Here is a 13,027-nt window from a genome sequence, read left to right as displayed (position 1 = left end):
TCCAAAAAGGTAATCCAGAATTTAAATCCATATTATTTAGTTGTGTGGTTAAATAAATACACACTAAAACCAAGCCAAAATATTGTATTTTTATTGTTTTTTAGTGCTAATAACAACTGCTAAATATTTATTATTCTGTATTATATATGGATTTTATCCAACTGAAAACAATTTCTGAAATAACAATATCAAATTTTTTTTTAAACAAAAGAGAAAGGATATCCAATAGAGGAAATTATTTAGACTTTCTAAAGAATAAGGAACATTTATATTATTTACTTTAGTTAGATGAATATATCAAAAAGGTCAAATAAAACTGGCTATTTATTGCAATCAGCTTACTTTCTTGTATGCCTTACTAAACTAGTTACTACACCTAAAACAATAACAACATCTTCATCTTGTAATTGAATACAGTTTTTGTATTTTGGATTTAGAGCAATAAGTTTTTTGTTAATTGCATCGTATCGTTTGAAAGTGTATTCAGAGTTGTTGACAGAAACAATAATATCATCATAATGTTTAGGCTCGTAATCAGAGCGAATAATCAATAAATCACCTTTCAAATACTCAGGATACATACTATCGCCACCAACACGATTAAGATAAGTGGCTTCTGGATGATTAAGAAGAATTTCATCCAAACTAATATTATTTTGAATAAAATCAGCCGCAGGTGAAGGAAAACCCGCTGAAACATCTCCAAAGAATTGAACAAATCGTTTTTCTCCATCTGTTTTAATTGGAATATTAATCAATTCTTCTGAAAATTTAGGTATTCTAATAAACTGGACCATTTAATATACGTTTAAAATATCTGTAAATCGTGTTGTATAGCAAGGCGATAAATGTTCCTGCTTCATTTTCCATTTTCTTCTTACATCTTGTGAGGCTAATTTTAGCATATGATCGCCGTAAGTAGTATTTAAATTGTCAATAACATTCATCAAAGCTTTATGTTTAGGCGATTCTGTATGAAATAAATTCAACTGAGTTTGATTATCTGGCGTTATAGCCGAAACGATAACACCTGCTTTTTTATAATCAGGAACCTTGCCTTCACTCGGAACTAATTTATCGAGTAAAAATAATGCTGTTTTAGATAATACAATGCTCGAGTTTGAGTCAAAATCAATAGTTGTACTCAATGTTTTTGAAACAAAAGACTGTTTGTCATCAAAACGATTTGTCATCACAAAAACAGAAATAATATTACATTTCGACTTTTCTTTTCTTAATTTTTCGGCACAAGAAATAGCAAATGTAGAAACTCGTTCTTTTAAGTTTTCGTAGTCATTAATTGTCTTCTCAAAACTACGGGTAGTAGCAATTGATTTTTTACGTTGTATTTCATCCAATTTTAAAACACTATCACCCAATAATTCCTTTTTCAGACGTAATTCGACAATTGAAAAATTTCTTCTAATATATTCATCTTCAAGTAACGTAAAATCATAAGCATTTTTACAACCTATATAAGATAAACGCTTTGCTAAACGTCTACCAATTCCCCAAATATCTTCGCATTTTAACCATTTTAAAGCTTTATTTATTTTCTCTTTTGAATCAATCATATAAACGCCGTTGTGATGTTTCGGGAATTTTTTTGCAATTCTATTCGCTACTTTTGCTAAAGCTTTAGATGGTGCAATCCCAATACAAACAGGAATTTTAGTAATCTTGTATATTTTCTCTTTGATTTCTTGTGCGTATTTTACCAAATCATACTTTTCAAAACCTTTGAATAGAAGAAAAGATTCATCAATCGAATAGATTTCAATATCAGGACAATATGTTTTGAGAATAGTCATGACACGATTACTCATATCTGCATATAAGGGATAATTTGATGAAAAAACATTAATTTTATTTAATCTAAAATTATTTTCATATTCAAATGCAGGAGCACCCATTGGAATACCTAAATCTTTTGCTTCGTTAGATCTCGAAATTACACAACCATCATTATTTGAAAGCACTACAATTGGCTTACCATTTAATGTTGGCTTAAAAACACGCTCACAAGAAGCATAAAAATTATTGCAATCAACTAAAGCATACATCATTTTACAAAGTTGAGCAAATTAAACGCTACAAGGTGTCGCGGAAATGTGTTAAATTTTATCAAAATAAAGAAACCTGTCCATCTTCTCGTTGATAAGTAAAGTCAGTGAAAGGGATAATAGGTTTACAATAAAGCCAATTCATAAGATTTTCATCATCATTTAACACAACAGGCATTCTATGTTTTGTATTATGAATAAATTCCATAATTCCCACTGCTTCTGTTGTCACGATAGTAAATGTGTCATCTGAATATAAGCCAGCTAAACATATCAAATTATGATTTATTCCAATTTCATATTTAATTTTGTTTTTTCCTTCGTGTCTCCATTCATAAAAACCATCAACTAAAATTGCACAACGGTTTTGGAAAGCATCTCGAAAAGATGGTTTATCTTCAAGTGTTTCTATTCTAGCATTCAACGTATTATTTGAGTTATAATCATTACTAGCCCAATGTGGTATTAATCCCCATTCAAATAAATGAATGTAATCTTGTTTATTAGTAATTACTGGTAACTTTGGATGATCAAAACCTTTGAAATGTGGATTTGGAGTAAATGAGGCTTCGGGCTTGAACTTCAATCTTGATTTCTTCTCAATTTGTTCCTTTGACTTGGTAACTTTAACATGAAAACACATACTATCTACTTTAAAATAAAGATAAGGATTTTCTTAAAATTTGAATTCTAATATAAATCTATATTTCCTATAAAATAGTAAAAAGTATTAGTTAAAACAATAATAGTTTACTGATAAACATAATATAAATTGTAAACTTAACACTAAAGTATTGTTTTATGGAACAAAGTTTTTACTTCAACGTATTGGATCAAATACAAAATGAAGAAAAAAAGGTAGATTTATTAACTGGAAATGTTATTGATGCTTCGTATCAAATGATTACATTTTTACAGAATTTATTGTATGAAGTTAGGAGTACTTCATCAAAAAAAGGATTTAACAATCAAGAAGAAGAAATATACTTTTTCAAGAAAATTAAACCTCAAATTCTGGGTAAATTAATTTATTACAATAAAATTTATCGAATTGAAACGAACTGTCCTTTTCAAGAAGGTAAAATGTATTACAATTTTTTTTCTAAGCAATTGGTAAATCTCAAACGTGAATTTATGGAACATATATGTAGTTCTGATTTTTATAGGTACTATCGCTTAGGTAGAAAAGATCGAGATGAAACCTATTTTAAGAGAGGAAATATTAATTTTCATGATGGACTAAATAGTATAGTATTTGAAATTGATCCTGAGTTTTCCACTTTTTACGATTATAAAATTGCGCGAATTATATCCTCCGAACTCTTATATTCATACCTCATAACCAAAATCAATCTAGATGAAGATTCTGAAAATGGAGTATTAAAATCTGAAAATTCTCAAAAAGATTTGATCTGGACAGATAGTAAAAATGCGCTTATCGAATTAATTTATGCACTTTACGCATCGGGAGCAATTTCTCATGGTAAAATTGGTATTAGAAAATTAAGTCTAGTTTTTCAAATTTTATTTAAAATTCCAATGGGTGATGTTCACCATTCCTTTCACCGTATGAAATCTAGAAGCGGATCGCGCACAATTTTCTTAGATTATCTCAAACTCTCATTAGAGGAATATATGGATAGAGAAGTGTAAATTTCACTTCTACCATTTATGCCAATTGGTAAACCTTTTAAAATTTGATTTACACCTCAATTTAAATAAAATTATCTACTATCAATCAGCATATTTTATTCTATTATCTAAAATAAACTCTCTTGCCAATTGGCATTACTTGGCTTTCAAAGCTTTTATTATATTGAATTTTTGTATCAAAATTTATTAATCTTAAAGTTTTTGATATGAATATTGACCGAATGGAATTTTTAGCGTGGATGGAACGTTTAATGAATCGTCTTGATTTATTGGGAGAAAATATGAATGATTTTCACAAAAATAAAACTTCAGTAGATGGCGAAGAATTATTGGATAATCAGGACGTTTTACAAATGTTGAAGATTAGTAATCGTTCCTTACAGCGATATCGCTCAGATGGGCGGCTTCCTTATTATACCATCAGTGGAAAATTATATTATAAATTATCAGATGTACATGCATTTATTCGAAATAGTTTTAATTCTTCTGCTTCAAAAAGAAAAGCCAAAGAATGACAATCATTTCCAATAGATGTCAGATTAAAACTTGTTTTTATCAATCTTTTATTTTCGATTATAAATTTAAAAATCAGATAAAATGAGTGATAATTCAACAGAAAATATAGAGCAATCAGCACAAATCTCAGATATCCTATTGGTTTTGGATAAGGATAAAATGAAAATTCAAGCAGTAAAAAGTCTTAATGAGAAAGGAGAAATGGAAACTGTAGATCCAACGAAAAAGAATGAAAATCAATTTCTAAGAATTGATAAACATGGTAATTTTTTATCGAACTTCTTTTCAAACTTTTATAGCCAACTAAAGGATCCAACTAATTTCCTTTTTTTCAAAGTACCAGATTCATTAGCAGTTGATAAGGCAAAAGAGATTCAAAATCACTATAAATCTCCACAACCTGAAAATGAGCAAAGTCTCGAACAATATAAAATTAACCCAGACACACATCAACAAAAAAAATCAAAAAACGAAGATAAAATGGAAACAGAAAAAGCAGACTATCGTTTTGATCCAGTCCAAATTGATTGGGAAACAATGAAAAATTTAGGATTAAGTCAAGAACGATTAGAAAAATTAAATCAATTAGATCCTTTATTGAAAGGATATAAAACCAATCAGCTTATCCCAATCAGCATCAATTTTGGTTCAGCAATACTCAGAACAGATGTTAGATTGTCGTTACAACAAGTAGATGATAAAGTTGTACCCGCTTTACATGGTATCCGAAAAGAACCCAATTTAAACTATGAATTTTTTGGACATCAATTTACAGATGAAGATAAGAAAAACCTTTTGAATACTGGAAATATGGGAAGAGTTGTCGATTTAACGAACACCAAAACAGGAGAGAAAATACCTTCCATTATCAGTGTAGATCAATTAACAAATGAATTGATTGCCTTAAAAACTGAATTCATTAAAATTCCAGATGAAATAAAAGGAGTTCTATTAAATGAAGAACAAAAACAAACCTTAAAAGAAGGGAAATCGTTGTATTTAGAAGGTATGACTTCCGTTAAAGGAACAGAGTTTTCTGCAAATGTTCAATTTAATGCAGATAAGCGCTATGTAGAGTTTCAATTTGATAATAAGATTAATAAGGTACAAAATATAAAATCAAATCGAGAAGAATTTAAGAATTTTGAAGTGCCTAAAATTTTTAGAAATAAAGAACTTTCAGAACAACAATACAATGAACTTAAAGATGGAAAAACAGTCTTTATAGATGGTTTAATAGATAAAAAAGGACAGACTTATCAAGGCTATATTTCTTTCAACAAAGAATTAGGAAAAACTCAATTTATATTTCCAAATCAATTAAAAGAGGCTGCACAACCAAATGAAGAACATAAAACGCAAGTTGCTGTAAATTCTGAAGGAAAAACGAATGAATCAACAAAACAAATTAAAACACCTTTGGAATCTAAACAACAATTGCTTAAAGAGAAACAGTCAAAAAATTCTACAGAAAGCCTTCCTAAGAATGCCAAATCGAAGGGTAGAAAAGTGTAATGTAAAGAAATTTATTATGAAAAAAGAGTTGAAAAATCAAACTATTGTAAAAGATGAAATTAACTCTGAAAATAGCGTTAAAGTAGAGAGAGAAGTTTTCATTTCAGCTTTGACGCTTATTTGTCAACGATACTTGGAACAGGTTAATTGGAAAGAAAAAACGATTTATCAGTTAGAGTTGTTGCATACCAAATCTTTTATTGAATTTAAAAGCCAATTAAACCTTGAAGATGAAAAGCAAATAAAACCTGTATTAAAAACAATCCATCGAATAGGAAAAGCTGAAGTGATTGATATTAAGATAGGAAATTGTATAGAAGAACCACCTTTATTATTTAATCGTATTGATTTACAATATGAAGTATATTCAAAATATAATATATCTTTTGAGGAAACGTCAAGAATTACCGAGAAACTTTACGAAAACCAATTTATTACAAATCCTCAAACAGAGAGTGCGTTTATTAACAATCAATTTTGGACTATTGTTCCAAAACTCATCCATGCTTTAAATGAAAGAGAAAACTATAAAAATATTACAAATGAACTTAGGAAAGGTAGCCTAAATAAAAGGATTGTGAATGATGAAAAGGCAAAAGATCAGCATGGAATATTAATTACAGATAAAATACCATCTGCATTATCTGTAAAAGAAAAAATCATTTATAATATGATTGTATTTCGATTTTTGGAAGCAGTATCTCAAGAATCTATAAAAGAAATTGTAATAGTTAACTTGGAAATATTACACTATGAATTCAAGGCCGAATATTGTAGAATTGTAGGTAGTGGCTGGCGATCAATACAGGGAAACTTTTCTAGAGATTTAATTATTTTACCAGAATTACCCTCATTAAAATTGGGAGATGAACTAAAAATAAAACAGTTTTCGATAAACGAAAAGAAAACAAAACCTCCAAAATTATTAGATTTCATAAGTTTATTATTAGAGATGAAAGCTGTAGGAAAAGATGAGCAAAACGAAAAAGTTATTGAAGAATTAGTGATCAATAATTATGTTAGATTAGAGAATAGATTCTTAATACCTACAGAAAAAGGATTAAAATTATTTGGTTCAGTTTATCATCATAATTTACCTATTCAAATTGAACAATCTAACTTATTATCAATATTGATCTGTCCTAAATGTAAAAAAGCTCAATTGGCAATCGATGATAATATGATTAAATGTACAGAACCAGTATGTAATTGGATGCAATATAGAAATATTTGCGGTGTGCAACTTTCAATAAAAGATACCGAAAACTTAATCAATAATGGAGCTACAACCTTAATAAAAGGATTTCAACTCAAATCAGGTAAAAAGTTTAATGCAATAATCAAACTCAACAAACAAGGTGAAAGTTCTTTTGTAATAGAACAGAAGAAATAACAATTATTTTAATTCCTACTATAATTCTAATTATTGTTGTTCAATTGATTTTTCAATTGTTTAATGTATTCATAAGGACGTAACGAAGTTACTTGAAAAAAAGCATCAGAAAAATGCCTAGCAGAAGAAAATCCTCCTAATTCAGCCAAATCTCTAAGAGAATGTTGATGAAATTTCTTTGAATTATTAAGAAGGTTCAGAATATAATTCACTTTAAGTTGATTGATATAATTTGAAAAATTTGTTCCTTTTTGTGAATTAATAATCCTTGATAGATAAGCCGAATTAGTTTTGAATGATCTGCATAATTGTGCTAATGTTAAAGTAGGTTCTAGAAAAAGTTGATTGGCTTCAAATTCGTCTAATTGTCTTGTAATATCCATTACAACTTCTGGTGGAATATCTATTATTGGTTGCGGAACAGATATCTTTTTCTTTATAGAAGTTTTCTTAATAAGGCGTTTACAAATCCAAAAAGCCATAATTGAACTTACTAAAATCATTACTCCATTTAAAACTGGATATAAAAGAAGTTTGTATTCTACATTTTTCTTTAATTTCAATAATTCTTTTTCATCATATTCTTTTTGAATTATTGGAGTTATTTTTACGATATTTCGTTGAGTAAGACTATCTAATTTAAGCAATTGATTGATATAATAAAGCTCATTTTGAAAATCATTTTTATTTGCAGAATTATCTATTAAACCCTTATATGCAGGGCGAACTTCACTGTCCAAAAATTCATATTGATTAAAAAGTTGATCTATTTTTTCAAAATATTCAATGGATTTTTCAAATTGATTTAATTTCTCATATGATTTTCCAAGATAGAAATATGCTTTGCTTAATGTATAAAAATCCTCTTGTTTATTTACATAATGAATTTCTTTAGTTAATATGTAGATTGCTTTTTCATAATTTTTATTGAAATAGTAATCAATTGCTGTAGAAATCCAAAAGTAATGAATGAAATATGTATTTTCTTTTTGTTGACTCAATCTCAAGCCTTGTCGATTAAGTTCACTTGCTAATTTATAATTTTTTTGAAATTGAAGAACTTGAGTTCTGTAATAAATTGAATTCAAAAAATAAGCATGATGATTTTCATCGGAACTATTCTTCTCAAAATAGGAGGTGCATTTTTGAAACAATACATCCGATTCACTGAATTGTTTTAAATGAAATTTTATTAAAGCAAGATTGAAAATTACTTTATATGAGATATATTCGGAGGATTTGTTATTTAATTTCCTTTCAGCAATTAAATAATTTTCTAAAGCTGGTTGAAATTTTTTGAATTGAAAATGAATTAATCCCTTCGAAAGGTAGCTTTGAATAACAAAATCATTATTTTGTGTTTTCTGAGCAGTAACAATCGTACTATCTGCATATTTTAGCTTATTAGAATAATCATTTGAATAAAAAATACCTTCTTTATAGCCATAAAATAACGTCTCGTTATCCTTTCTAATTTTAGCTTTTAAGATATACGCATTGAGATACTTCCATACCTGGGGATTATTTTTATCATATTGAAAGGAATCAATTTTTTGAACAAGATATTCATTGGTTTGAGCACTCAAAATATCAGTTGCGAAAACATTTTCTATGCTTAAACTGAACAATATTAATCCTATTATTAGTTGTAGATATGTTTTCATAAGCTTAAAATTTAATGAAAACAGTAGCAGAATAATTGGTAAGATACTTCAAATTAGTAAATTAAACAAATAGAGTATAACGGAAAATAGCTTTTTTTACACAAAGAAATTTTGTAAAACAAATGCTCAAAATGAAGTATTTATAAATTCGTCATTTCCAAAAGTATATTTTTTATTCAATTTTTTTAAAATAAATAAAAAAATGCATTTTACAAAATACTGTAATTCAGTTAATTATTTTACAAAAACAACGGATTTATAAATCCGTTATTCCATTTATGTATTTGTAGTACTTGTTTGCATTAATTCTCTTCTACAAGACATAATTTTAAAACTCCAAACATTAAAACTTATCATATGAAAACAAAAATCTATTTTTTAATTATAGTAGTTGTTAGCTGTTTATTCTATAACTGTATTGAAGAAGAGGAACAACAAATTGAATCTATAAATACTTCGCTTTTACAGAGAAGAGATACGATTTCAACAAATGATAGTATATCAATTTATTCAGAAACACAAGTAAATGAAGCTGATCCTCCAAAGGAAAAAGATCCATATATCAAACGTACTGAAGAAGGAGGGGAGTAGTATACTTTAAACCCAAAAACACATCAAGATGAGAAGATATTTTCCTTTTATCCAATCACTCATCTGCTACCTATTTATTGTGTTGTTTATTTACGCTGCTGTAAGCAAGCTGATGGATTTTGAAACATTTCAAACGCAGTTAGGGCAATCACCCTTATTAGCCAGTTATGCGATTCCTATATCGTATGGAATTATTGCTATAGAACTTGCAACAGCTGTTCTTTTGATGTTTGAGCTATTCCGATTATTTGCTTTACAGATTTCACTTTTCTTAATGGTGATGTTCACCACCTATATTGTAATTATTCTACATTTCACGGCATTTACACCTTGTTCTTGTGGTGGAGTTTTAGAAAAGATGGGATGGACGGAACATTTGATTTTTAATGGTGTCTTTGTAGGATTAGCTTTAATTGGCATTAGAATAGTAAACAATTCTCAAATATGGAAACGCTATATCATTCAACAATTCTTTCTTATTTTAATTGGAATTGCTAGTGTAACCATTTTATATGGTTTATCAGAAAAGAAATCTCAGTATAACAATGCGTTTACGCGTAAATACATTCCGCATTTAGCAGAAAAACAAACTACTCTCAATTTAGAGTCAACTGGTTATTATATAGCAGGTATTGATAGTTGTTATCTCTATTTAGCCAATACTGAAACACCTTTATTTCTAAAAAGGTATGATTATCTGGCTAATCAAATAAAGGATATAAAACTAGAAATTGATCAATATAAGCTGCCTTATAAAAGAGTGATTGCTTATGTACATACACCTTATTTTTATTTAGGAGACGGTTCGGTTGGTATTTTACTTCGAGGTAAAATTGACGATTGGAAAGCAAAAACCATTTCTAAAGGAGATGTATATTATAATCAATTTGTGGTCGCAGATTCTTCTAAGTTTGGGATAGCAACTTATAGTACCAAAGTAAAAGCTAATGTATTGGGATTGTTATCAGAGCATCAACTTCAGCTTAACTATGGCAGTCTAGAAAAACAACTTGATGGTACATTTGAGTCGGACGGCACATTACTATGGAATTCCCAATTGAAAAAGTTTATTTACGTCTATTACTACAAAAACCAGTACCTCGAATTTGATGCTGCGTTAGCTGAAATGAAAACAGGGTATACCATTGATACTATTTCTAAAGTTCAGATCGATGTAGCCTATTATAAAAAAACACAACAATATAAGCTAGGTCCGCAAACCTTACTTGTTAACAAACTAACCTCTACTTATGATAACCAACTCTATATATCGACTGATCGACTAGGCAATTTCGAACAAAAAATAGAAGGAGCAAGTAGCATAGATCAATATGATTTGGTGAACAAAACCTATACTCATAGCTTTTACCTCTACCATTCACCCAAAAAGCAACTCAGAAATTTTAGGATTTACAAAAACAAAATATTTGCGATTGTAGATCATGAACTTTATATCTATAACAAAAGAAAATAAATCGTTGCGCAACGCAGGGGATGACTGAAAACCTGTACAATAGAGTAAGTCACCACATTAAAATTATACAAGATGAAAACAAATTTTCTAAAAAAAGCGCTACCAATTGGGGTAGGAATGATGGCTGTTGCTTTTGCATTTGCCACTGAAAGTAAATCTTCTCAAAATAGTGAAGAAGAAGCTATGACAGGATATATTTACAATTCTGCAACAAATCATTGTGATGACGTAAAAGTTGATTGTTCAGCAACAATTGGATTACCTTGTACTGTGAACGAAAATGGAATTGAAAAAGATGTTTTTGAATTGAGAGATTTATCAGAAACTTCGTGTAGTATTCCACTATATCGTCAATAAATATTTAAGTCTAATTTAAATAGGAACGGAGCATCATGCTCCGTTCTTTTATTTTAAATACGTATCAAACCAATTTTTTATTTTAGTGGATAAAAATTGTTGATTGGTTTTATTTTTTAAGGTATGTCCTTCATGATCAAATAAAAGTAATTCGGCTTTTTTTCCTAATCGTTTTATTCCCATAAAAAAATACACACTTTGGTACCAATTTACATTATAGTCTTCTTTGCCTGTCCATATTAAAACTGGTATTTGTAATTCTTCTATATGATAAAGAGGCGAGTTTTTGTAATATTTATCTTTTAAATTATATAAACTATCACCCATTCTTAATTGGTAATTTTCTAATCGCCATAATTGATCTGACTGATTATCTATATTATAATCATGGTAATAACTAATCAAATCGGTTATAGCTGAACCAACAACTGTTGTTTTGAAAAATGTTGATTGTGTAGAAATAAAGGCAGTTTCATACCCACCAAATGAATGTCCAATTAAACCAATTCTTTTTTGATCAATTGTCGATAGTTCTACAGCTTTTTTTACGGCATTTTCTACACTTACCAAAGCAGATCTGCCTGGGTTACCAATTTCATATTCTATATCGGGTAACAAAACAAAATAGCCATCTAATACATAGTCCATGAAATTGAATCCGATAGGTGAATTTTTAGATGGTAAAGTAAATTCATTGACTTTAAACGAATTCTTTTCATAAATGTACACAACCATAGGATATGTTTTAGTTGAATCGTATTGAGAAGGGTATAAAAGAGCGCCATTCATCACGTTTCCATTTATAGATGTATAGTTTATATTTTTAGAAAAACCTAAGTCGTATTCACTTAGCTTAGAGTTGCTTTGGTAAATAATACGCGTTGTATGATTAGTTGAAAGTTCATGAATAGAGGGTGATTCATTGTACTTTGCTTTTCTATAATACAATTTATTTTTGTTGCTATCACTGTAAATTTGATTGACTTCGGCATCAGTTCTAAAAGAATGTATCACTTTTCCCTTTTTTAAGATCGCTATTCCATGCGACTGATCATCTTTAAGGAGTTTAATAATCAGTGGTTTATTCATGTCAATACTACGATTTGATGAGTTCGTTAAATTGATAGATGCCAAACGATTGTGTTCTTCTTTTTGTTCTCCAAAAGTGATTTGCTTTACTTCATTTTTATCTATACTAAACTGCCACAAATCATAGGTTGACGTTAGTAGAATAGATTTTTCATCTTCTGACCAATAGGGCTGATCAAAAGGCGGTTTGTCAGTTTCTGCTTTAGTTCTATCATAAAAAAATTGAGAAAGGCTTGTTGTTAGCTTCTTATGTGTTTGCTTTTTTACATCATACAAATTCCAATGTTTTGTTTTAAAATAAGCAATGTACTCTCCATTTGGTGAAACAGAAATAAAATTAGGGTTGGTATATAGACTATCAATTATTTTATATGATTTTTTTGATTGGTAATCATTTAAATAAACATCTGCAATTTCAAAATATCTATATTGTGGTTCATACTGTTTTCTATCAAATGTCAAGGCAAAGGGGATATTACTATTAAGTGCGAATTGGCTTCCTTTTATTTCCGTAACAGAATCGTATTCACCCACAGTCCAAATAAACCGTTTATAACCATCTTTTTGTTTCATTAATTGTTCTTTGGGATAGATCCACGTATCGTTGGTAGACCATTTTTCAATTCCTTTTAAAGAATCTTCGGTGATTTTTTCATTTAGTTGAAATTCAATAAATTGTCCATCCGTTAAAACACGAACAGATTCATCCATA

Annotated in this window: 12 protein-coding genes; 7 read left to right on the top strand and 5 right to left on the bottom strand. The window is 28.7% G+C overall.

Features of this window, described 5'->3' with window-relative positions; translation table 11 throughout:
• Positions 1-338: 338 nt before the first annotated feature.
• Genes B4A23_RS12275 through B4A23_RS12265 form a run of 3 tightly spaced genes read right to left on the bottom strand, consistent with a single transcriptional unit; the run spans position 339 to position 2,706 of the window.
• Positions 339-797, bottom strand: coding sequence for a LexA family protein (locus tag B4A23_RS12275; protein ID WP_291120457.1), 459 nt, complete (start codon positions 795-797; stop codon positions 339-341).
• Positions 798-2,066, bottom strand: coding sequence for a Y-family DNA polymerase (locus B4A23_RS12270; RefSeq protein WP_349679973.1), 1,269 nt, complete (start codon positions 2,064-2,066; stop codon positions 798-800).
• A gap of 58 nt (positions 2,067-2,124) precedes the next feature.
• Positions 2,125-2,706, bottom strand: coding sequence for an SOS response-associated peptidase (locus B4A23_RS12265; protein WP_291120455.1), 582 nt, complete (start codon positions 2,704-2,706; stop codon positions 2,125-2,127).
• Between the two features lie 158 nt (positions 2,707-2,864).
• Here B4A23_RS12265 and B4A23_RS12260 point away from each other — a divergent pair, with 158 nt between their 5' ends.
• The 4 genes from B4A23_RS12260 (at position 2,865) to B4A23_RS12245 (ending at position 7,140) form a co-directional block, all read left to right on the top strand.
• Complete coding sequence (locus B4A23_RS12260) at positions 2,865-3,716, top strand: RteC domain-containing protein (protein WP_291120453.1); 852 nt, start codon at positions 2,865-2,867, stop codon at positions 3,714-3,716.
• Between the two features lie 206 nt (positions 3,717-3,922).
• Positions 3,923-4,231 carry a helix-turn-helix domain-containing protein gene (locus B4A23_RS12255; RefSeq protein ID WP_291120451.1) on the top strand — a complete coding sequence of 103 codons (309 nt, stop codon included), beginning with the start codon at positions 3,923-3,925 and terminating at the stop codon, positions 4,229-4,231.
• An 82-nt stretch (positions 4,232-4,313) separates the two neighbouring features.
• Positions 4,314-5,747, top strand: a complete 1,434-nt coding sequence (locus tag B4A23_RS12250) for a DUF3945 domain-containing protein (RefSeq protein WP_291120449.1) — start codon at positions 4,314-4,316, stop codon at positions 5,745-5,747.
• A 16-nt stretch (positions 5,748-5,763) separates the two neighbouring features.
• A complete protein-coding gene (locus B4A23_RS12245; protein ID WP_291120447.1) occupies positions 5,764-7,140 on the top strand; it encodes a DNA topoisomerase in 1,377 nt (458 codons plus the stop codon).
• A 26-nt stretch (positions 7,141-7,166) separates the two neighbouring features.
• Here the strand turns inward: B4A23_RS12245 and B4A23_RS12240 are convergent, their stop codons facing one another.
• On the bottom strand, positions 7,167-8,804 hold the full coding sequence (locus B4A23_RS12240; protein ID WP_291120445.1) for a helix-turn-helix domain-containing protein: 1,638 nt from the start codon (positions 8,802-8,804) through the stop codon (positions 7,167-7,169).
• A gap of 357 nt (positions 8,805-9,161) precedes the next feature.
• Between B4A23_RS12240 and B4A23_RS12235 the strand changes: the two genes are divergently transcribed.
• The 3 genes from B4A23_RS12235 to B4A23_RS12225 all read left to right on the top strand — a co-directional run bounded on the left by B4A23_RS12235 (position 9,162) and on the right by B4A23_RS12225 (position 11,226).
• The gene (locus tag B4A23_RS12235) at positions 9,162-9,395 is read left to right on the top strand and encodes a hypothetical protein (protein WP_291120443.1); all 234 of its coding nucleotides are present in this window, start codon (positions 9,162-9,164) and stop codon (positions 9,393-9,395) included.
• A 28-nt stretch (positions 9,396-9,423) separates the two neighbouring features.
• Positions 9,424-10,869 carry a DoxX family protein gene (locus B4A23_RS12230; RefSeq protein WP_291120441.1) on the top strand — a complete coding sequence of 482 codons (1,446 nt, stop codon included), beginning with the start codon at positions 9,424-9,426 and terminating at the stop codon, positions 10,867-10,869.
• 72 nt (positions 10,870-10,941) lie between these two features.
• On the top strand, positions 10,942-11,226 hold the full coding sequence (locus B4A23_RS12225) for a DUF6520 family protein (protein ID WP_280051878.1): 285 nt from the start codon (positions 10,942-10,944) through the stop codon (positions 11,224-11,226).
• A 48-nt stretch (positions 11,227-11,274) separates the two neighbouring features.
• Here the strand turns inward: B4A23_RS12225 and B4A23_RS12220 are convergent.
• The coding region (locus B4A23_RS12220) for a S9 family peptidase (RefSeq protein ID WP_291120439.1) at positions 11,275-13,027 on the bottom strand (1,753 nt) is incomplete at its 5' end.

It is taken from the genome of Empedobacter sp. UBA7248, from assembly GCF_002472945.1.
Classification (GTDB): domain Bacteria; phylum Bacteroidota; class Bacteroidia; order Flavobacteriales; family Weeksellaceae; genus Empedobacter; species Empedobacter falsenii_C.
This window is presented reverse-complemented; position numbering and strand designations above follow the sequence as displayed.